At 50.3% G+C, this 21,986-nt stretch carries 20 protein-coding genes; 11 read left to right on the top strand and 9 right to left on the bottom strand.

Going from position 1 to position 21,986, the window contains the following annotated elements:
* Positions 1–11: 11 nt before the first annotated feature.
* Entirely contained in the window at positions 12–263 is a 252-nt protein-coding gene (locus HV261_RS13595) for a YciN family protein (RefSeq protein WP_003020616.1), read from the bottom strand.
* Positions 264–661: 398 nt separating this feature from the next.
* Here HV261_RS13595 and topA point away from each other — a divergent pair, with 398 nt between their 5' ends.
* The 5 genes from topA to acnA all read left to right on the top strand — a co-directional run bounded on the left by topA (position 662) and on the right by acnA (position 8,044).
* On the top strand, positions 662–3,259 hold the full coding sequence (gene topA, locus HV261_RS13600; protein WP_202038516.1) for a type I DNA topoisomerase: 2,598 nt from the start codon (positions 662–664) through the stop codon (positions 3,257–3,259).
* A 208-nt stretch (positions 3,260–3,467) separates the two neighbouring features.
* Positions 3,468–4,442: an HTH-type transcriptional regulator CysB gene (gene cysB / locus HV261_RS13605; protein ID WP_042308079.1), complete on the top strand. Its 975-nt coding sequence runs from the start codon at positions 3,468–3,470 to the stop codon at positions 4,440–4,442.
* Between the two features lie 290 nt (positions 4,443–4,732).
* Positions 4,733–4,894, top strand: coding sequence for a YmiA family putative membrane protein (locus HV261_RS13610; RefSeq protein WP_202038517.1), 162 nt, complete (start codon positions 4,733–4,735; stop codon positions 4,892–4,894).
* Between the two features lie 3 nt (positions 4,895–4,897).
* The gene (locus HV261_RS13615) at positions 4,898–5,068 is read left to right on the top strand and encodes a YciX family protein (RefSeq protein ID WP_202038518.1); all 171 of its coding nucleotides are present in this window, start codon (positions 4,898–4,900) and stop codon (positions 5,066–5,068) included.
* A 300-nt stretch (positions 5,069–5,368) separates the two neighbouring features.
* A complete protein-coding gene (acnA, locus tag HV261_RS13620; RefSeq protein ID WP_202038519.1) occupies positions 5,369–8,044 on the top strand; it encodes an aconitate hydratase AcnA in 2,676 nt (891 codons plus the stop codon).
* Between the two features lie 54 nt (positions 8,045–8,098).
* Here the strand turns inward: acnA and ribA are convergent, their stop codons facing one another.
* On the bottom strand, positions 8,099–8,689 hold the full coding sequence (ribA, locus tag HV261_RS13625; RefSeq protein ID WP_202038520.1) for a GTP cyclohydrolase II: 591 nt from the start codon (positions 8,687–8,689) through the stop codon (positions 8,099–8,101).
* Positions 8,690–8,885: 196 nt separating this feature from the next.
* On the opposite strand from ribA, the gene pgpB reads away from it, so the two are divergent.
* From pgpB to yciH, 5 genes are all read left to right on the top strand, one after another.
* The gene (gene pgpB, locus HV261_RS13630; protein WP_202038521.1) at positions 8,886–9,644 is read left to right on the top strand and encodes a phosphatidylglycerophosphatase B; all 759 of its coding nucleotides are present in this window, start codon (positions 8,886–8,888) and stop codon (positions 9,642–9,644) included.
* 155 nt (positions 9,645–9,799) lie between these two features.
* Positions 9,800–10,108 carry a LapA family protein gene (locus tag HV261_RS13635; RefSeq protein WP_005126452.1) on the top strand — a complete coding sequence of 103 codons (309 nt, stop codon included), beginning with the start codon at positions 9,800–9,802 and terminating at the stop codon, positions 10,106–10,108.
* A 6-nt stretch (positions 10,109–10,114) separates the two neighbouring features.
* Positions 10,115–11,284, top strand: coding sequence for a lipopolysaccharide assembly protein LapB (lapB, locus tag HV261_RS13640; protein WP_137381724.1), 1,170 nt, complete (start codon positions 10,115–10,117; stop codon positions 11,282–11,284).
* Positions 11,285–11,473: 189 nt separating this feature from the next.
* Positions 11,474–12,211, top strand: coding sequence for an orotidine-5'-phosphate decarboxylase (gene pyrF / locus HV261_RS13645; protein ID WP_202038522.1), 738 nt, complete (start codon positions 11,474–11,476; stop codon positions 12,209–12,211).
* Positions 12,212–12,538 (top strand): stress response translation initiation inhibitor YciH, encoded by a 327-nt coding sequence (gene yciH, locus HV261_RS13650; protein WP_202038523.1) that lies wholly within the window; start codon positions 12,212–12,214, stop codon positions 12,536–12,538.
* 91 nt (positions 12,539–12,629) lie between these two features.
* Here yciH and osmB read toward each other — a convergent pair whose 3' ends face one another.
* The 7 genes from osmB to fabI all read right to left on the bottom strand — a co-directional run bounded on the left by osmB (position 12,630) and on the right by fabI (position 20,768).
* The gene (gene osmB / locus HV261_RS13655) at positions 12,630–12,848 is read right to left on the bottom strand and encodes an osmotically-inducible lipoprotein OsmB (protein WP_003020583.1); all 219 of its coding nucleotides are present in this window, start codon (positions 12,846–12,848) and stop codon (positions 12,630–12,632) included.
* A gap of 266 nt (positions 12,849–13,114) precedes the next feature.
* Positions 13,115–13,867, bottom strand: coding sequence for a DNA-binding transcriptional regulator YciT (yciT, locus tag HV261_RS13660; RefSeq protein WP_005126460.1), 753 nt, complete (start codon positions 13,865–13,867; stop codon positions 13,115–13,117).
* A 96-nt stretch (positions 13,868–13,963) separates the two neighbouring features.
* Positions 13,964–14,146, bottom strand: coding sequence for a YciZ family protein (gene yciZ, locus HV261_RS13665; RefSeq protein ID WP_202038524.1), 183 nt, complete (start codon positions 14,144–14,146; stop codon positions 13,964–13,966).
* 194 nt (positions 14,147–14,340) lie between these two features.
* Positions 14,341–16,332: a cyclic di-GMP phosphodiesterase gene (gene pdeR / locus HV261_RS13670; protein ID WP_202038525.1), complete on the bottom strand. Its 1,992-nt coding sequence runs from the start codon at positions 16,330–16,332 to the stop codon at positions 14,341–14,343.
* A 261-nt stretch (positions 16,333–16,593) separates the two neighbouring features.
* On the bottom strand, positions 16,594–18,528 hold the full coding sequence (locus HV261_RS13675; protein WP_202038526.1) for an exoribonuclease II: 1,935 nt from the start codon (positions 18,526–18,528) through the stop codon (positions 16,594–16,596).
* Positions 18,529–18,617: 89 nt separating this feature from the next.
* Entirely contained in the window at positions 18,618–19,763 is a 1,146-nt protein-coding gene (locus HV261_RS13680) for a carboxymuconolactone decarboxylase family protein (protein ID WP_202038527.1), read from the bottom strand.
* A gap of 216 nt (positions 19,764–19,979) precedes the next feature.
* A complete protein-coding gene (fabI, locus tag HV261_RS13685; RefSeq protein ID WP_005126472.1) occupies positions 19,980–20,768 on the bottom strand; it encodes an enoyl-ACP reductase FabI in 789 nt (262 codons plus the stop codon).
* A gap of 511 nt (positions 20,769–21,279) precedes the next feature.
* On the opposite strand from fabI, the gene HV261_RS13690 reads away from it, so the two are divergent.
* Positions 21,280–21,969 (top strand): EAL domain-containing protein, encoded by a 690-nt coding sequence (locus tag HV261_RS13690; RefSeq protein ID WP_202038528.1) that lies wholly within the window; start codon positions 21,280–21,282, stop codon positions 21,967–21,969.
* The last annotated feature ends 17 nt before the right edge of the window (positions 21,970–21,986 follow it).

Genomic DNA, 21,986 nt, shown 5'->3' on the forward strand with positions numbered 1-21,986 from the left:
CATTTCTCGCGTTAATCGATCAAGTGGTACTTTTCAGAAAGCACATGCGCCAGGTGTTTAAACATATTAAATACCGCAGTGCTTTTGGGCGTTGGTAGCCCTTGCTCGTCTAAAAAGTAATCTCCGCTGAAAACCAGCACGCCGTTTCGCTGCGTTACGCCGGTGGCGACAATCCCCGCCAGCGTGTCCTCATGCTCACGAATGATTTTGTTGGCTTCAATCAGCAGTGTTTCGCGATCGATGGGTTGAGTGTCTTTATGCATGATTTACTCCTTAAACAAGGACATTAGTCTACGCCGAGCCCAGCTTATGGGCAAATATTCCCTGACTTAAATGAAGGCTATAGGATGGGATTGCAACTGGCGAGATTTGTTTTTGCATGCTAATAAAGTTGCGTAACGCATTTTATCAGGTACAGTGTGACGCTTTCGTCAATCTGGCAACAGATTTGCTTGACATTCGACCAATACTCCGTCGCGCTAAAGCGTTTGTGTGCGAAAAAGCCTGTTAACTCAGTTACATGAGAGTTACATTACAAGCGCAAATCAGTTTAAGGGGTTGATATCCGCCGACGCAGAGACCATATCGATGTCTCGTCGCCAGTGGAAGGTGAATCAACGTGCGACGCATTCTGGAAGAATCAAATTAGGTAAAGGTGAATATGGGTAAAGCTCTTGTCATCGTTGAGTCCCCGGCAAAAGCCAAAACGATCAACAAGTATCTGGGTAATGACTACGTGGTGAAATCCAGCGTCGGTCATATCCGTGATTTGCCGACCAGTGGCTCAGCAACTAAAAAGAGCGCCGACTCAACCTCAACCAAAACGGCTAAAAAGCCCAAAAAGGATGAACGTGGCGCTCTCGTCAACCGCATGGGCGTTGACCCGTGGCACAACTGGGATGCGCGCTATGAAGTGCTGCCTGGTAAAGAGAAAGTTGTCTCTGAACTGAAACAACTGGCTGAAAAAGCCGACCACATCTATCTCGCAACCGACCTTGACCGCGAAGGGGAAGCCATTGCCTGGCACCTGCGGGAAGTTATCGGTGGCGACGACACCCGCTACAGCCGCGTGGTGTTTAACGAAATTACTAAGAACGCTATCCGTCAGGCGTTTGAAAAACCGGGCGAGCTGAACATCGACCGCGTAAATGCACAACAGGCTCGCCGCTTTATGGACCGCGTTGTCGGCTATATGGTGTCGCCGCTGCTGTGGAAAAAAATTGCCCGTGGCCTGTCTGCCGGCCGAGTACAGTCGGTTGCCGTGCGTCTGGTTGTTGAGCGCGAGCGTGAAATTAAAGCATTCGTCCCCGAAGAGTTCTGGGAAATTGATGCTAATACCACGACGCCAGCCGGTGATGCATTGCCGCTGGAGGTCACTCACCAGAACGATAAACCGTTCCGCCCGGTAAATCGCGAGCAAACACTCGCGGCAGTAAGCCTGCTGGAAAAAGCACGTTATAGCGTTCTGGAACGCGAAGATAAGCCAACCAGCAGCAAGCCTGGCGCGCCGTTCATCACCTCCACGTTACAGCAGGCTGCCAGCACGCGTCTGGGCTTTGGCGTGAAGAAAACCATGATGATGGCACAGCGCTTGTATGAAGCAGGTTACATCACCTATATGCGTACTGACTCCACCAACCTGAGTCAGGATGCTGTGGCGATGGTCCGTGATTACATTAGCGATAATTTTGGCAAGAAGTATCTGCCAGAAAGCGCCAACCAGTACGCCAGCAAAGAGAACTCGCAGGAAGCGCACGAAGCTATCCGTCCTTCTGATGTCGCCGTGCAGGCGGAATCGCTGAAAGATATGGAAGCCGACGCCCAAAAACTGTATCAGCTGATTTGGCGTCAGTTTGTTGCCTGTCAGATGACGCCAGCCAAATATGACTCCACCACACTGACCGTAGGGGCTGGTGATTTCCGTCTCAAGGCGCGTGGTCGTATTTTGCGTTTCGATGGTTGGACGAAAGTGATGCCTGCGCTGCGTAAGGGTGATGAAGACCGCATTTTACCAGCGGTGGATAAAGGCGATACGTTGACGCTTATCGAACTGACGCCTGCGCAGCACTTCACCAAACCGCCTGCACGTTTCAGTGAAGCTTCGCTGGTTAAAGAACTTGAAAAACGGGGTATTGGTCGTCCGTCAACGTATGCCTCGATCATCTCTACGATTCAGGATCGCGGTTATGTTCGCGTTGAGAACCGTCGCTTCTACGCTGAAAAAATGGGTGAAATTGTCACCGATCGTCTGGAAGAAAACTTCCGCGAATTGATGAACTACGATTTCACCGCGCAGATGGAAGACAGCCTTGACCAGGTGGCGAACCACGAAGCCGAGTGGAAAGGTGTGCTCGACAACTTCTTCAGCGATTTTACTCAGCAGTTGGATAAAGCCGAGAAAGATCCCGAAGAAGGCGGCATGCGTCCGAACCAGATGGTACTGACCAGCATTGATTGTCCGACATGCGGACGCAAGATGGGTATCCGTACCGCCAGCACCGGTGTATTCCTTGGGTGTTCCGGCTATGCGCTTTCACCGAAAGAGCGTTGCAAGACCACCATTAACCTGGTGCCGGAGAATGAAGTCCTGAACGTACTGGAAGGGGATGACGCCGAAACTAACGCCTTGCGCGCGAAGCGTCGCTGCCAGAAGTGTGGTACGGCGATGGACAGTTATCTCATCGATCCAAAACGTAAGCTGCATGTCTGTGGTAACAACCCGACCTGCGATGGTTACGAAATCGAAGAGGGCGAGTTCCGCATTAAGGGTTATGACGGTCCTGTCGTTGAGTGCGAGAAATGTGGTTCTGAAATGCACCTGAAAATGGGGCGTTTCGGTAAATACATGGCATGTACTAACGACGAGTGTAAAAACACCCGTAAGATCCTGCGTAACGGCGAGGTGGCTCCGCCGAAAGAAGATCCTGTTCCGTTGCCGGAACTGTCGTGTGAAAAATCGGACGCGTATTTCGTGTTGCGTGATGGCGCAGCAGGTATTTTCCTTGCCGCCAACACCTTCCCGAAATCACGTGAAACCCGTGCGCCATTAGTGGAAGAGTTGTATCGCTTCCGCGATCGTCTGCCGGAAAAACTGCGTTATCTGGCCGATGCGCCGCAGACGGACCCCGATGGTAATAAGTCGATGGTTCGCTTTAGCCGTAAAACGAAGCAGCAGTATGTCGCTGCGGAAAAAGACGGCAAAGCAACCGGGTGGTCTGCATTTTTCGTTGACGGTAAATGGGTAGAAGGGAAGAAATAACAGCGTTCCGGCTGAATTTCTCCTCAAAGGGTCGCGTAAGCGGCCCTTTTTGTTTCTGGCGTATTATTTTTTTTCATCCCTATACAGCGTACATATAAATGATATAGTGGTTATAGTTAACAGGCTTTTTATTATTAAATCGTATTAGCAGCGCGTGTGAGTCTGCTTTTAAACGATGTTCTGATGGCACAAATCTGGATGGCTTAACATGAAATTACAGCAGCTTCGCTATATCGTTGAGGTGGTAAACCACAACCTTAATGTTTCCTCAACGGCCGAAGGACTCTATACCTCCCAGCCAGGGATCAGTAAGCAAGTTCGTATGCTGGAAGATGAGCTTGGCATCCAGATTTTTGCCCGTAGCGGTAAGCACCTGACGCAGGTGACTCCGGCAGGGCAGGAAGTTATTCGTATTGCCCGCGAAGTCTTGTCTAAAGTGGATGCCATTAAGTCGGTTGCTGGTGAACATACCTGGCCCGACAAAGGTTCGTTGTATATTGCTACCACACACACTCAGGCACGTTACGCGCTGCCCAACGTGATTAAAGGTTTTATTGAGCGTTATCCTCGCGTTTCGTTGCATATGCATCAGGGATCGCCGACGCAAATTGCCGAGGCCGTGTCGAAAGGGAATGCTGATTTTGCCATCGCGACGGAAGCACTGCATCTGTACGATGATCTGGTGATGCTGCCATGCTATCACTGGAACCGTTCGATTGTTGTTACGCCAGACCATCCGTTGGCGGGCAAAGCCTCCGTATCCATTGAAGAGCTGGCGCAATATCCGTTGGTGACGTACACCTTTGGTTTTACGGGGCGCTCAGAGCTGGATACCGCGTTTAATCGCGCGGGTCTTGAGCCACGTATTGTTTTTACCGCAACCGATGCTGATGTGATAAAAACCTATGTCCGACTGGGGCTGGGCGTGGGCGTGATTGCCAGCATGGCAGTTGATCCTGTCTCTGATCCGGATCTGGTGCGTGTTGATGCTCATGATATTTTCAGTCACAGCACCACGAAAATTGGTTTTCGTCGCAGCACGTTTTTACGCAGCTACATGTATGATTTTATTCAGCGTTTCGCACCGCATCTGACACGCGATGTGGTGGATACGGCGGTGGCACTGCGTTCCAACGATGATATTGAAGCTATGTTCAAAGATATTAAATTGCCAGAGAAATAATAACGGAAGTTGCCTCGTTGGTATCCTGGTTCTCCAGCCATACCAGCGGGGCGGTTGAATGTATTCATGATTTTTTATTTGTCTATTATCCCTATATTATTTATGGAAAATATTCTCCAAAGTAGTTTCAAATGAGTCAGCCTGCCAAAATCCCTTTCAAATATTTATAACCGATCAAACAATTAAGTTATTTATAAAGCTGGTTTCGAAAATTAGCTGGCTTTTTCAGGACGTTTTTATTAGGATTCCTCTTATCTGATGATTAATTGTACCGATTGTTTGGTGCCTAAATGATAAGTGATTTCGATAGTATGAGGTTAGCAATGCCTTCTGGAAACCAGCCTGCGCGCAGAGATCCCGTGATGAAACGTAAAGCATGGTTCACCGTGTTTCTGGGCTCCGCCGTGTTCTGGATCGTGGTTGCTCTGGTGGTCTGGAAAGTGTGGGGGTAATTGATGTCCACACAGGAACAACGCTCCAGTGCTACACCTGCTCATCATGATAATGAGCAAGCGAATGAAACCGTTGTAGAAAAAAAACAGGATATTCCCGCTTCGTGGGATCTTTCACCTGAGCAACGGGCATTTATTGATCTGTTCATTGAAGATGATAAGCAGGAACAATAAACAATACGTTTTTTATAATAATAAGTATTAACATGCTTATTGAATTCAGTATGAATAATCACACGCAATCGTGGTACGCCATCTAAACAGCGTATTGTCGGCTGCATCGATGTATCGGGTCCATTCATTTACCGTACTTCAATCTTATTCCCCGCCGCGTGCATAGTTCGTTACCTTTTTGTCGTTCTCCTCTTTTATCAATTTGAGTTGTTATCAAAGCGTTACATTTTGTTTGTGTTATCTTTAATACTAACCCTGAGGAGAGTCAGGGGATCAAACCCTGTCATTTAAGGAGGAGCTATGTCGTCTACCCTACGAGAAGCCAGTAAGGACACATTGCAGGTTAAAGATAAAACCTACCGCTACTACAGTTTGCCCCTGGCTGCCAAATCACTGGGTGATATCACCCGTTTACCTAAATCACTAAAAGTATTGCTGGAAAACCTGCTTCGCTGGCAGGACGGTGACTCTGTTACCGAGGAAGATATTCATGCTCTGGCGCAATGGCTGAAAACGGCTCATGCCGATCGCGAAATTGCCTACCGACCCGCTCGCGTTCTCATGCAGGACTTTACCGGCGTTCCGGCGGTGGTCGACCTGGCCGCCATGCGCGAAGCGGTTAAACGCCTTGGCGGGGATACCGCAAAAGTGAACCCGCTTTCACCTGTTGATCTGGTTATTGATCACTCCGTTACGGTCGATCGTTTTGGTGACGATGATGCTTTTGAAGAGAACGTTCGCCTGGAAATGGAGCGCAACCATGAGCGCTATGTATTCCTGAAATGGGGGCAGCAGGCGTTTAGCCGATTCAGTGTTGTTCCACCGGGAACAGGAATTTGCCACCAGGTAAACCTCGAATACCTGGGTAAAGCGGTGTGGAGTGAGCTGCAAAACGGCGAGTGGGTAGCTTACCCCGACACGCTGGTCGGTACCGATTCCCATACCACAATGATTAATGGTCTCGGCGTGCTGGGCTGGGGTGTCGGCGGGATTGAAGCAGAGGCCGCCATGTTGGGGCAACCGGTTTCAATGCTGATTCCGGATGTCGTGGGCTTCAAACTCGTTGGTAAACTTCGCGAAGGGATCACCGCTACCGATCTGGTACTGACCGTTACGCAGATGCTGCGTAAACACGGTGTGGTCGGTAAATTTGTTGAGTTCTATGGTGATGGGCTGGACAGCCTGCCGCTCGCTGACCGGGCGACCATTGCTAACATGTCGCCGGAATACGGCGCAACCTGCGGCTTTTTCCCGATTGACGGGGTAACGCTTGAGTACATGCGTCTGAGCGGGCGTAGCGAAGAGCAGGTTGAATTAGTCGGTGCTTATGCTAAAGCACAGGGGATGTGGCGTAACCCAGGTGATGAGCCTGTGTTTACCAGTTCACTGGAGCTGGACATGGGCACTGTGGAAGCCAGCCTGGCCGGGCCGAAGCGCCCACAGGATCGTGTCGCATTGGGGGATGTGCCGAAAGCATTCGCCGCGAGTAATGAACTTGAAGTGAATAGCTCGCAAAAAGATCGTCAGCCGGTCGACTATGTTATGAGCGGTCATCAATATCAGCTACCCGATGGTGCTGTGGTGATTGCAGCGATCACGTCATGTACCAACACCTCCAACCCCAGCGTTCTGATGGCGGCTGGATTGCTGGCGAAAAAAGCGGTCACGCTTGGTCTGAAGCGCCAGCCGTGGGTGAAAGCGTCGCTGGCGCCTGGGTCAAAAGTCGTTTCTGATTACCTGGCGCAAGCAAAACTGACGCCGTACCTTGATGAGCTGGGGTTTAACCTTGTTGGTTATGGCTGTACTACCTGTATTGGTAACTCTGGCCCGTTGCCTGACCCTATTGAAACGGCGATTAAAAAAGGCGATCTGACGGTAGGGGCGGTGCTTTCCGGCAACCGTAACTTTGAAGGGCGTATCCACCCGCTGGTGAAGACCAACTGGCTGGCTTCTCCGCCGCTGGTGGTGGCTTATGCGCTGGCCGGGAATATGAATATTGATCTGACGAAAGATCCGCTGGGTCATGACAGAAAAGGCGATCCTATCTATCTGAAAGATATCTGGCCGAGTGCGCAGGAAATTGCCCGTGCTGTGGAACAGGTCTCTACCGAGATGTTCCATAAAGAGTATGCCGAGGTGTTCGAAGGCACGCCGGAATGGAAGTTGATTAATGTTGATCGTGCAGATACCTATGGCTGGCAGTCGGACTCAACCTACATCCGGTTATCACCGTTCTTTGATGGTATGCAGGCGAAGCCGGACCCGGTACAGGATATCCATGGTGCACGTATCCTGGCGATGCTGGGCGATTCCGTCACTACCGATCATATTTCTCCTGCGGGGAGTATCAAGCCAGATAGCCCAGCCGGGCGTTATTTGCAAAACCACGGTGTTGAACGGAAAGATTTTAACTCCTACGGTTCTCGCCGTGGAAACCACGAAGTAATGATGCGTGGTACGTTTGCCAATATCCGTATCCGTAACGAAATGGTACCGGGGGTGGAAGGGGGGATGACGCGTCACTTGCCGGGTACAGACGTGATGGCTATCTATGACGCCGCCATGCAATACCAGCACGAGAAGACCCCACTGGCGATTGTTGCCGGTAAGGAGTATGGGTCGGGTTCCAGCCGGGATTGGGCTGCAAAAGGCCCGCGTTTGTTGGGTATTCGCGTCGTGATCGCCGAGTCCTTTGAGCGAATCCACCGTTCTAACCTGATTGGCATGGGGATCTTGCCTCTGGAATTTCCGCAGGGGGTTACACGTAAAACTCTGGGGTTAAACGGGGAGGAGGTCATTGATATTACGGACTTACAAAATATTAAACCGGGAGCGACTATCCCGGTGAATATGGTCCGCGCGGATGGGCAAAAAGAGGTGATTTCGTGTCGCTGCCGTATTGATACCGCGACAGAGCTGACCTATTACCAAAACGATGGTATTTTGCACTATGTTATTCGTAATATGTTGAATTAAATTATAAAAAAGCCTGCGTAAGCAGGCTTTTTGTATCGTCAGCAAGCGAGAATGTCACTCGCTTAGCAGATGTCCCATCTTAGCGGCTTTGGTATCCAGATAGTGCTCATTCTTCGGGTTACGGCCAACAATCAGCGGCACACGCTCCACAATATTGATCCCAGCTTCGGTCAGAATTTCCACTTTCTTCGGGTTATTGGTCAGCAGACGGACTGCATCCACGCCCAATAATTTGAACATATCAGCACACAAGGTAAAGTCACGCTCGTCTGCCGCAAAGCCTAACTGATGGTTGGCTTCGACGGTGTCATAGCCCTGATCCTGCAACGCATAGGCGCGGATCTTATTCAGCAGGCCGATGTTACGTCCTTCCTGACGATGGTAGAGCAGAATACCACGTCCTTCTTCAGCGATATGCATAAGCGCCGCTTCCAGCTGGAAGCCACAATCGCAACGCAGACTGAACAGCGCATCGCCGGTCAGACATTCGGAATGAACACGTGCCAGGACAGGCGTCTGGCCTGAAATATCGCCAAAAACCAGTGCGACATGATCGTGTCCGGTTGCCAGTTCTTCAAATCCCACCATCAGGAAATCACCCCAGGGGGTTGGCAGTTTGGCTTCTGCCACACGTTTAAGCTGCATGTAATTCTCCAGATTATGCTGGCACTGTGCGTGCCGTCGCCTGTTGGCTTCTGTATTGCGCTATTTTGCCATAAGGCAAGGGTGTTCACCTAATTGCAGCAACGCATTCATTTCCGAATGGCACAAAATTGTCAATTTTCCCGGTGTGCGGATTTTTCAGTTATGATTGTGGGACTTATCGACGAAAGGAGACGCAATGCTGTCCATTGCCAAGCGAACCACTGTAGGCGCAGCACTGTTATTGATTATGCCGGTTTCCGTATGGATATCTGGCTGGAGCTGGCAGCCTGGGCAGAATGTCTGGTGGTTAAAATCCTTATACTGGGTAACTGAAACGGTGACGCAACCCTGGGGGATTATCACCCATGTTGTTCTCTGTGCGTGGTTTTTGTGGTGCCTGCGATTTCGTCTGAAGGCCGCAGTTATGCTATTTGCGATCCTGGCGGCGGCTATCTTAATTGGCCAGGGGGTGAAATCCTGGGTGAAAGAGCGGGTGCAGGAGCCCCGACCCTTTGTTCTGTGGCTGGAAAAAACGCACCATGTTCCGGTAGATGAGTTCTACACTTTAAAACGTAAAGACCGTGGGCACTTAGTAAAAGAGCAGTTGTCCGGGCAGCAGGATATTCCACCTTTTTTACGTAAGCACTGGCAAAAAGAGACCGGTTTTGCTTTCCCTTCCGGGCATACCCTGTTTGCCGCCAGTTGGGCGTTACTGGGCGTCGGGTTGTTATGGCCACGCAGGCGCACGCTGACGATTGTGTTCTTACTCATCTGGGCGACTGGCGTAATGGGCAGTCGTTTGCTTCTGGGCATGCACTGGCCGCGCGATTTGGTTGTTGCGACGCTGATTTCGTGGTTGCTGATTACGCTGGCAACATGGCTTGCACAGAGAATATGTGGACCTCTGACACCGCCCGTCCAGGAGACAAAGGAAATAGCGCAGCGTGAGCAATAACGCAGCCCGTGATTGATTTTTCAAATTTAGCCCTCAAATCATACAGCGTAAGGCGCTTTTCCGTTTCGCACTTGTCGTGAAAATGGTAATTTAAAGGGCTTAACGCGGTAAGTTGTACACGATTTATTCGCTCAAACCACATAACGGGAAGTAATGTGAAATATTTACTCATTTTCTTACTGGTGTTGGCGATTTTTGTTATTTCGGTGACATTGGGTGCGCAAAACGATCAACAGGTTACGTTTAATTACCTGCTAGCTCAGGGTGAGTATCGTATCTCCACGCTGCTTGCTGTATTGTTTGCTGCAGGTTTTGCGATTGGTTGGTTAATTTGCGGCCTGTTCTGGCTGAAGGTTCGTGTGTCTCTTGCGCGTGCCGAACGTAAAATTAAACGCCTGGAAAACCAGCTTGCGCCTGCGACCGACGTTGCGGTAACTGCCGACTCGTCGGTTGTGAAGGAATAATTATTTATGTTGGAGTTGTTGTTTCTGCTTTTACCTGTAGCCGCTGCCTATGGGTGGTATATGGGTCGCAGAAGTGCGCAACAAACAAAGCAGGATGAAGCTAACCGCCTTTCGCGTGACTATGTCGCCGGGGTTAACTTCCTCTTGAGCAACCAACAAGATAAAGCGGTGGATCTGTTCCTCGATATGTTGAAAGAGGATACCGGCACCGTTGAGGCCCATCTCACCCTCGGAAACCTGTTCCGCTCACGCGGTGAAGTCGACCGCGCTATCCGTATCCACCAAACCCTCATGGAAAGTGCTTCGCTGACTTACGAGCAACGTTTGTTGGCTGTACAGCAGTTGGGACGTGACTACATGGCTGCCGGATTGTATGACCGTGCGGAAGACATGTTCAATCAGCTGACTGATGAAACGGATTTCCGTGTAGGGGCATTGCAACAACTGCTGCAAATCTATCAGGCAACCAGCGAATGGCAAAAAGCCATTGATGTTGCAGAACGTCTGGTGAAACTCGGCAAAGATAATCAGCGTCTTGAAATCGCGCATTTTTACTGTGAACTGGCCTTACAGCAAATGGGCAGCGACGATATGGATCGCGCCATGGCATTGCTGAAAAAAGGAGCCGCTGCAGACAAAAACAGTGCTCGCGTCTCGATTATGATGGGGCGCGTTTATATGCTGAAGGGAGATTACGCGAAGGCCGTTGAATGCCTGCAACGCGTTATCTCCCAGGATAAAGAGCTGGTCAGTGAAACGCTGGAAATGCTGCAGAGCTGCTATCAACAGCTGGGTAAAAACGATGAGTGGGCGGAGTTTCTACGCCGTGCGGTTGAAGAAAACACCGGTGCTGCCGCGGAGTTGATGCTGGCTGATATTCTTGAGGCGCGTGAGGGTACTGATACTGCGCAGGTTTATATTACCCGTCAGTTGCAACGTCATCCGACGATGCGCGTGTTCCATAAACTGATGGATTACCACCTTAATGAAGCGGAAGAAGGACGTGCAAAAGAGAGTCTGATGGTCCTGCGCGATATGGTTGGCGAGCAGGTGCGCAGCAAGCCGCGCTATCGTTGCCAGAAGTGCGGGTTTACTGCGTATTCGCTGTACTGGCACTGCCCATCGTGCCGCTCCTGGTCAACCATTAAGCCAATTCGCGGTCTGGACGGGCTCTAATTTTTAAAAAAACCTCATTTTAGTTACAACATACTTCATTATTTTTCTTCACCCTGCGCTCAGGCTCCTGCGCCACATCGCTTCGCAGAAATGTAAACGCGCCTGTTAATTTTCTATTACCACAGGTAGAATGCACGCCGTTTACCCATTTTGCGCCTTTCGTGCGCCCATCATCAAGAAGGTCTGGTCATGACGTTTACTGCTTCATCTTCTTCCCGTGCTGCTACTGATTCTTCCGTCGTTGTCGCGTTGGATTACTCAAATCGTGATAAGGCATTAGCGTTTGTCGACAGAATTGATCCCCGTGATTGCCGTTTGAAAGTGGGCAAAGAAATGTTCACGCTTTTTGGACCTCAGTTGGTTCGGGATCTGCAACAGCGTGGCTTCGACGTCTTTCTGGATTTGAAATTTCATGATATTCCCAACACCACGGCGCATGCCGTCGCGGCAGCTGCTGACCTTGGCGTCTGGATGGTAAACGTGCATGCTTGCGGTGGGGCTCGAATGATGACCGCCGCCCGCGAAGCATTACTGCCTTTTGGTAAAGATGCGCCGCTGTTAATTGCAGTGACGGTCCTGACCAGTATGGAAGCCAGCGACCTTGCCGATCTTGGAGTGACGTTGTCACCTGCTGAGCATGCTGAAAAGCTGGCGCGTTTGACGCAACATTGTGGGTTGGACGGGGTAGTATGCTCGGCGCATGAAGCGGTGAGGTTCAAGCAAGCGTTTGGTCAGGCATTTAAGCTGGTGACGCCAGGCATTCGTCCTGAAGGTAGTGATGCGGGTGACCAGCGCCGTATTATGACGCCACAGCAGGCGCAGGCCGCTGGTGTGGATTACATGGTGATTGGTCGTCCAGTCACGCAGTCGGAAGATCCGGCGCAAACGCTGAAGACGATCAACGCCTCTCTGAATCGAGGTGCATAAATGAGAGACTCAAACTCTCGACTGGTTTATTCAACGGAGTCCGGGCGAATTGATGAACCCAGAGTGGTAGCAGAGCGTCCGAAGGGTGATGGCATTGTGCGCATCCAGCGCCAGACCAGCGGTCGTAAAGGTAAGGGCGTTTGCCTGATTACTGGTATTGATCAAGATGACGCTGCACTGATTAAATTGGCCGCAGAGCTGAAGAAAAAATGTGGTTGTGGTGGGGCAGTGAAGGACGGCGTAATTGAAATTCAGGGTGATAAACGCGACCTGATAAAATCGCTGCTGGAAGCCAAAGGAATGAAAGTTAAGCTGGCCGGCGGCTAATAAAAAAGCCACGGAGAGCATCCGTGGCTTTTCTAATAATACAAACCTGAAAAAGTAAACGTATTATTATATCGAGCCGTTCAACCGTAAATTATTTACCCACCTGGTGGCCGATAATACCACCCACTGCAGCACCACCCAGCGTACCCAGCGTGCTGCCGTCAGTCAGGACTGCACCGCCTATCGCACCTGCACCAGCACCGATCGCAGTGTTACGGTCACGTTTGGACCAGTTAGAGCAGGCACTCAAAGACATTGCCAGTGTAATCGCCAGAATGGCAGCGGTCATTTTTTTGCTCGTTACTAACATAATACTTTCTCCTGAATTATTGAATCACGGAATCCAGTTCACTTTAATGATAGCGCCAAAATAGGACGACTAAAGATATTTCCGCGAAACCGTTTAGCGCAGGGCATTACAATCAAATCCTGAGGTGACTGTTCGCTCCTGTTATATCGCTAACATTAATTCTACGACTTTATCCTGTTAACGACAGGTAAAAAGTCTTAATTGGACTGTCGGATAAGTCTCAGAGAGAAGATGATCTGCCCGTAGACAAATCATCTGCTGAAGTATTATGCGTGGGCATCAATGATATTGACGGTTAAACCCGAGTGCTCAAGTTGCATTTGCACACTGGCGCTGAGTCTGGAGTCCGTGACTACGCGACTGAATCTGTCCAACGGGCCCAGCGTGTAGGGATGAATGGCCTCAAATTTAGAGCTATCGGTGAGTACAATCACCTCAGCGCCTTTTTCCAGAACCGCATTAACCACATCAGAGCGCATCATATCACGCCCGGTGAAGCCGGTGTCGGCCTGCCAGCCATCAATACCGATAAAGGCTTTACTGAAATGTACCTGCTGAATAAATTGGCGAGTCAACGGTCCGACCATGCTCTCGCTTTTTTTCTGATAGATCCCACCGAGGAGAATGACTTCACACGGTGTTTCTTTGAGCAGGTGCGCGATGTAGCTACTGACCGTGATGATGGTGACATCTTTTTGTTCCGCCAGCGTTCTGGCCAGCAGCGCATTGCTGCTGCCATTTTCAATAAAGACGGATTCACCTGGATTAACCAGCGACGCCGCAAATTCGGCCAGTTCACGTTTAAGGGGGAAATTGGTCATCATGCGCGTTTCGACATCATCACTGTTCAGTGACACCGCAAAACCGTGCGCACGGCGCAAGTAGCTCTGTTTTTCCAGGGTGTTCAGATCCTGTCGAATCGTCACTTCGGAGACACCGGTGATTTTAGCCAGGTCGGCCACGCTCATCTGACCTTTATCGATCACCATCTGCAAAATAGATTGTTGTCGGGAATTCATAGTATTAATTTTTATAGCGATATCGTATCGGAAATTAAACGGTAGCTGCGTTATCTGAAATCTGATGTCTACAGCGACATAACGTGAGTGAGGTTATCAGATCTCCCACGGGGCCTTCGGTTTTTTTGACACAGATGCTGCATCCTCTTTGACCGTATCTAACAGTTCAGCCTTGAGAATTTCGAGATTGTGGATAGCTGAGTGGTAATCGCCTGCAACGAGAATATCCAGCACGGTATCAATGCGCTCGGCCAGACGTTGTGCGTCGATATCAGACATGGTCATCATCCTAATGTCAAAATGGTTTGAATTTCATGATGCAGAAATTCATGCCAAAAGAGAAGGGAAAAATAGTATTAACATGAATGATTGGAGAATATTATATATTCTGTGATTACATACAGATATGATCATCACGCAGTGTCCATTTTTGGCTATTTTTCACGTTTATCCCTTCCACTTTTCTTGTCGCGTTATCGCAATTTTTTATTCAGATGACGCTTATACCAACGTTCAAACGCAGCGGCGGGCATTGGCTTAGCGAACAAAAAACCCTGACGTTCATTGACGCCATTTTTGGTCAAAAAGGCATCCTCTTTGGTACTTTCAACGCCTTCAGCTATCACCTGTAGGTTAAGCGCCTGCGCCACCGCGACAATGGCGCGCACCAGCGACTGTGAAATGGGTTGCTTATGAATATCCCTGACGAACGCCTGGTCCAGCTTAATGGCATCAAGTGGGAAGCGGGCCAGTTGAGATAATGAGGAATAACCCGTCCCAAAATCATCTAAATGGATCTGTGCCCCAAGCTGGCTAAATTGCTGAATAACGGACAGTGCCAGCTGTTCGTTTTCAATTAAACTGCTCTCGGTCAGTTCGACATCGATAGGGCAATATTCAAAATTGAGGTCGTGAAGCACCTGTTTCAGGTCGGTAAACAGCGTCTGATCGGCAAGCTGGCGAGCAGAAACGTTCACGGCCACTCGCAGATTAATCCCTTTATCGCGCCACTTTGCGACCTGACGAACAACGTCGAGAATAACCCAGCGCCCCAGCGGCACAATCAAGCCTGATTCTTCAGCGTAGGAGATAAACTCCAGCGGAGGAATGAGACCACGTTCAGGGGACTGCCAGCGCACCAGCGCCTCCAGACTACGTACTTCACCACGCCATGTTATTTTCGGCTGGTAATGAATCAACAGTTGATCGTTTTCCAGCGCCTTACGCAAGTTGGTATCGAGCCAAAGATACTCAAAGACTCGCTGGTTCATTTCCGGAGAGAAAACGCAGAATTGTCCACGTCCGCCTTCCTTTGCGGTATACATGGCGGTATCGGCATTGCGAATAACACTCTCGCAGTCGTGTCCATGCTGTGGTGCAAGGGAAATTCCAATCGAACAACCGGTATAAACTTCAATCAGGCCAATTCGGAAGGGCTGGCGCAAACGGGTCAAAATACGTGACGCCGTGGCTTCCAGCGCCACTTGAGATGTTTGAGTCGCGAGCACAATAAACTCATCGCCACCAAAGCGGGCCAGTAACTGGTTATCATCAAGACAGCTGAGAATCGCCAGCGATACGCTTTGCAACAGTTGATCGCCGAACATATGTCCGTAGGCATCGTTTACTTTTTTGAAATTATCCAGATCGAGGTACACAATACCAACCTGGGTATCGCCTGCATTCTCAATGGCTTCAGTGATCAGTTCATGAATCGCATTCCGATTAGGTAATCCGGTAATGGAGTCGGTATTTGCCAGAACTCTCAGGCGTTCCTGAGCACGCCGTTCTTCGGTGATATCAGTACCTGAGCAGATCAGAAATATTTCGTTCTTACCGCTACCGTTGTGCACAAATTTATTGCGAAACAGAAACAGTCGCTGACCTTTACAGGTATTCACCCAACGTTCGACTTCATATGAGTTACCTTCGCGAAAGAAAACATCGATGTTGCGTCTGGAGGCTGCGGCTTCGCGTCGACTCATAAACAGCGTGAAGACACTTTGACCAATCACTTCGCGTTCTTTGAGTCCGGTATATTCCTCACACAGACGATTGAAACGCTGAATGTTGCCCATGCGGTCAAGGATGACAATAACGGAGTTGGCTTCAGAGACCACCTGTTCGGCAAAGGAAAGGCCTTGTGCCAAATCACGGGCGACCGAGGGAGTATCATCCCAGGCGGATGCACTTCCGGCCCATTCGCGTTTATTGATTTTGCGCCCAACCAGATGAACAGGGATATCGTCGTCTTCAATCGACAGTGTCATTAACAGGCTTGACGTGATGACCGTCATCTCCCGAATGCGGTCGGCTTGCTCAGGTGATAATTCGATGTTCTGGTTCGTTTCTGCCGCTTCGTCAATAGCGAAATGCAGGATGTCGCAATCCTCTGACAAACGCCAGTAGGGGGTATGGGTGCCCACATAGCTATACAACGTAGCCAGCTCCCGAACGTCTTTCATGATGTGTACTATCCCGTTTAAAGCGCATAAAGCCTCAAAAGTAAGGGTAGCCATAATTCAAAGGGTGATGATGGCTGAACGTATTGTTTTATTTATATATTTATGTGTAATCCAGATTCAGGAAAAAGCAAAGCTGGCGAACGGAAAATAGTAAAAAATAAATCTGACTGGATGAAAGAAGTGTAGTGCGTGGCAGGCAATTGGGCGGGAAAAAAGAAAACGACCTTTCACAAAAGAGAAAGGTCGTTGAGTTAATGCGTATTATACGGCAGGGCGTGCGATGACGCTGCGGGTTTCCATCCGCACTTCGGCGATGGTGACGTCAATGACATCGGTAACTTTGTAAACCACTTCACCTTTGATCTGGACCGTACCACTTTCCTGGCTACACACCAGTTCATCACGAACCGCGTGCAGGAAGGGGGCCGGAATAAAGGCTACCGCGCCGTTATCAATTAAACGTACACGCATACCACCACGGCTGACATCAATAATCTCGGCCGCAAAGCGGGTGTCGGTACCGGCTTTGTCATTCAGAAAACGTGCATACAGCCAGTCACCCACATCACGTTCAGCCATGCGGTTCAGGCGGCGACGTTCAGCCATCTGCAGAGTCGTATCATCCTGCGGGCGGGAAATTGTCTCACCTTTGATGACGGCCTTCAGCAGGCGATGGTTAATCATGTCGCCATACTTACGGATAGGCGAGGTCCAGGTGGCATAAGCTTCCAGGCCCAGACCAAAATGCGGGCCTGGCTCGGTGCTGATCTCAGCGTAGGACTGGAATCGGCGGATGCGGCTGTCGAGGAAACCGGAAGGCTGCGCATCCAGTTCACGACGCAGTTTACAGAAGCCTTCCAGCGTCAGGACCTCTTCAGCATCAACGTGCATACCATGGGTTTTCAGGAGGGCAGCCAGTGCTTCTGCGTTCGCCGGATCGAATCCCATATGCACGTTATAAATACCGAAGCCCAGCTTGTCGCGCAGTACGCGGGCGGCACAAATGTTCGCCGCAATCATGGACTCTTCCACAATGCGGTTCGCGATGCGGCGCGGCTCAGCGACGATGTCCAGTACTTCACCTTTTTCACCGAGAACGAAACGGTAATCCGGGCGATCTTTAAATACCAGAGCATGATTATGGCGCCACTCACCACGGCTCAGACAAATGCGGTGTAGCAGGCGGATCTGCTGTGCAATTGCGTCATTCTCCGGCTGCCAGTCACCCGTGCCTTCAAGCCAGTCAGAGACGTTGTCGTAGGCCAGCTTCGCTTTCGATTCAATCGTTGCTGCGAAGAAGGTGATATTGTCTTCGATCGTGCCGTCAGCAGTGATGCTCATGCGGCAGGCCAGAACCGGGCGAATTTCGTTAGCGCGCAGAGAACACAGATCGTCCGAAAGCTCGCGCGGCAACATTGGGATGTTGAACCCCGGCAGGTAGTTGGTAAATGCACGAATTTTTGCAATGTTATCCAGCTTACTGCCTTCAGCAATCCAGGCGGTAGGATCGGCAATCGCGACGGTTAACTGCAATTTACCATCCGTTTGTTCTTCGGCGTAAAGCGCGTCATCCATGTCCTGCGTACTGGCGCTGTCGATGGTGACGAAGTTCAGTGCGGTTAAGTCCTCACGCACCAGGCCCTCATCCAGCATCTCAGTGGCGACGCCATCGGGTGCTTCTTTTTCCAGATTATGGCGAGCCAGTGTGACCCACCACGGAACGAAGTGATCGTCAGCGAAGGTAATAAATTGGGTTAACTCGGCGTAGAAGGTGCGGTCGCCTTTTAACGGGTGGCGGCGCATTTCTGCTACAGCCCAGTCACCTTCTTTAAATTCATGTTCAACGCCACGCGCGGCGCGGCAGGGAATCGCATCTTTCAGCAGCGGATGATCCGGCACAATGGACAGGCGGTCATTCTTACCCTGAACTTTGCCCACGAAGCGCGTCAGGAACGGCTCGATCAGTTCTTCCGGTTCGGCAGATTCGCGATCTTTTTCCGTATGGATAACCGCCACAATGCGGTCGCCATGCATCACTTTTTTCATCTGCGGCGGTGGAATGAAATAGCTTTTTTGTGCATCGACTTCCAGGAAGCCAAAGCCTTTTTCCGTGGCTTTTACCACCCCTTCAGCACGTGGCGTCTGGGAATGTAGTTGCTGTTTAAGCTGCGCTAGCAGCGGGTTGTCCTGAAGCATAATTGTCTATTTTCGTGGCTGAAAGAGCGGCTGACAGTTTTACGCGAATCTGCCAGTCGCAGCAAGCGCTCTTTCAGCAAGTGGATCGGTTAATACGTCTCGCCCAACGCGATCTTCAAACGATTTAGCCATCCGCACAATCCGCTCCAGGTCAGCACGTTAATTGCCTGTTCTGAAGGTATACCCTGATCGAGCAACGGGGTAAGCAGTGCGGCGCTAAAGCGATCGGGCGCCCGGGTTAGCCATTGTACCGCCTGCAGGGTGACGCGCTCAACCGGATGTCGTTGCTCCCAGCGCTGTATTTGGCGCTCATCCTGGCGAAGTACGGTAATCATCTCAGTGAGCTCAGTGGCTGAGCGGGCGTACTCATTGAAGCAGGACACGCTACCGTTAATCCGCGATGTGAGCAGCGAGGCCAGAGAAAATGTCCGTGAGTGCTCATCGCTGTGTAATGTGCTGGTAAAAAGCGCTTTAAATAACGCCAGTTCGTCAGGTGAGTGTTGCAGTAATGGCCTCAGCGTTTGCAATACAGTGGGAGTATGGCTGACATGTGTTTCTGCGCTGGCAAGATGTTTTTCAATCGGCAGGTCGGCGGTGTGCCACTGTGCTTCTTCTGCACTAAAGGGGGATGCCTCGGCAAATTGCTGAATATCAAGGCCTGGAATGCGGCGCACAGGATGGCCAAACCAGGCCTGAAACAACGCAACGGCGCGGGCCTGAAAGCCGACAAAACCAACGATTTGATTCATCAGAACAGTGTCGCTGGTCGTGAGGCCAACCGCCTCCAGATGCTGGCGATCGCGTGAGCCGATGACGTCAGGAGAGCTGGCGAGTTGGCGAGCATATTGGGTGATTTGCGCCAGTCGATGGTTGCTTTCCCTGGATGAATTAGGGCCAGGAAGGGGGGCCAGACGTGCAGCATAATGATTACATAAACGCTGTACGCCACAAACCTGTGCGACGGTTAAAGCGGTACTCATCCGCTCATAGGCGCTGAACGTGTGCATTGAGTCCAGAGCAACATGCACAGGGAAGAGAAGGTGAGCAAGTTTACGGGCAGGTTCTAACCAGGACTGAAAGGGTAAAAGCGCAACGGCAGGTATCGCCAGATCCAGCAAAAATCGGTCCTCGACGTGTGCGGCTTCGGGCACCAACGGTAGAACATCTTGCGGATATGTACTGGATTGTGTCTCATGATACCAGTGGCTTTTGCCTTCAATTCGGCGTTGTTCCATGGGCGTTCCTTGGTCGAAAAAGTGGCGACCCGGATACGTCGTCATACCTGTACGCCGGATCGTTTGCGCTGCGATATCCTGACGTAAGCGAATGAGGTGATGAAAGATTGTTAAGTGATAATAAATATCAGAAAAGCATATATAGCGACGGGCGAGGGAGAAGGGAGAGGAAAATAATGGGCGACGGAGCGTCGCCCATAGAGGAAGTCTGAAAGATTATTTCAGTTCCAGTTCGTTCATTGCGGCGATGCTGAAGCCGCCGTCAACGTGAACGACTTCACCAGAGATACCGGCGGACAGGTCTGAGCACAGGAATGCCGCAGAGTTGCCCACATCTTCAATGGTAACGGTACGACGAATCGGCGTAACCGCTTCGCAATGTGCCAGCATTTTACGGAAATCTTTGATACCGGAAGCCGCCAGAGTACGGATTGGGCCGGCGGATATTGCGTTCACACGTACGCCTTCAGGACCCATCGCGTTAGCCATATAACGAACGTTGGCTTCCAGAGAGGCTTTCGCCAGACCCATTACGTTGTAGTTCGGGATCGCGCGCTCTGCACCCAGGTAGGACAGCGTCAGCAGTGCAGAACCAGGGTTCAGCATGGAACGGCATGCTTTTGCCATTGCAACAAAGCTGTATGCGCTGATGTCATGAGCAATTTTAAAGCCTTCGCGGGTGACCGCATTCACGTAGTCGCCATCCAGCTGGTCAGCAGGTGCAAAACCGATGGAATGTACGAAACCGTCGAATTTCGGCCAGACTTTGCCCAGTTCAGCGAACATGGTGTCGATGCTGGCGTCTTCAGCCACATCACACTGCAGTACGATGTTGGAACCCAGCTGAGCGGCAAATTCTTCCACGCGGCCTTTCAGTTTGTCGTTCTGGTAGGTGAACGCCAGTTCAGCGCCTTCGCGGTGCATCGCCTGAGCGATACCATAGGCGATGGACAGTTTACTGGCAAGACCGGTCACCAGAATGCGCTTACCGGAAAGAAAACCCATAGCTTTAATCCTTATAGTCATTACTTATTTTTTTAGCAATCAATGAGTTATGATTGCAATTTCAAGGTCACTCGAAATTGGTGTGAAATTATATCCCACTCTTTGCCCCTTGTGTCACGATCTTTCTCTGCTATTCACCCGTCGGGGAGCAGCAGTAAACGGCATTTCAAAGGGCAGGGAATTGTTGTCAGCACCTGGTGGCCTGTCACTATTCATTGCACGTGAGGAGTATATCACTCCCCCCTGGTTCTGCCTCATCCAACCAGAGAAGAGCCGGGGGATAAGGTGAAAGTACAAGGCGTCAGAGGGTTAAAATGGTATGATCTGACCTCTAGTCGATGTTTTAAAACATATCAATGTAAGAACATTCTTAAAACAAAAAATATGACCATATTCATTTAGTTATGATATATTGTTTTTATCGATCAATATCGATTCATTGATCGATATTATTGATTGATTCTGATTAGAAGTGCATTATCAGGACGTTATGATCAATTGGAGTGGTCTTATGCACTATCATTTCATCGCGGAACCGATGAGAGACACAACAGATAAGTTGCTGGGTGTTGAGATGCTCGCCCGCTTCACCTCTGAGACGGTTCATCCGTTACATGCAGATTCCATCATTTCGGCATGGAGTAGCGAACAAAAACGTAATTTCATGCTGGAACAAATTCGGTTAATTGCAGAAAAACGTGATTGGTTCGAGAACAATAATCTGCTCTGTACGCTTAGCCTTATTGATGAAATGGCGCTATTAGCCATTGGCGATCCCGTCATTAAGTCGGCCCTACATTCCATGCCCTTTATTGCGCTGGAACTCTCAGAACGTTTTCTGTCGAATACAGTTTGCCTGAACAACCTACTGATTAATTCGCTGAGTGATGGCCCAAATGCCTTGTGGCTGGGCGATCTCGGCTCTGGCAGTATTGGCGCGAGTCCGCTGGTGTGCGGCCGTTTTGACGTTGTGAAAATGGATCGCGACTTCTTCCTGTCACAGGTAGAAAAAACAATATTCCCGGTGTTGATTAAAAATATCAGGGGGTATTGCGACCGCGTTGTGGTTGAGGGGGTAGATACGACCCGTCTTATCGAGGAGGTCTGCACCGCCGGCGTTTGGGCGATGCAGGGTGAAATTTTCCCGTCAGTCACGTTCTCTGAGGTTGACGCGCTACTCTTGCCCCGGTTTTGCCACTGATGACTGAACGGATAGCC

This window comes from Citrobacter sp. RHBSTW-00671 (genome assembly GCF_014103415.1).
Classification (GTDB): Bacteria; Pseudomonadota; Gammaproteobacteria; order Enterobacterales; family Enterobacteriaceae; genus Citrobacter.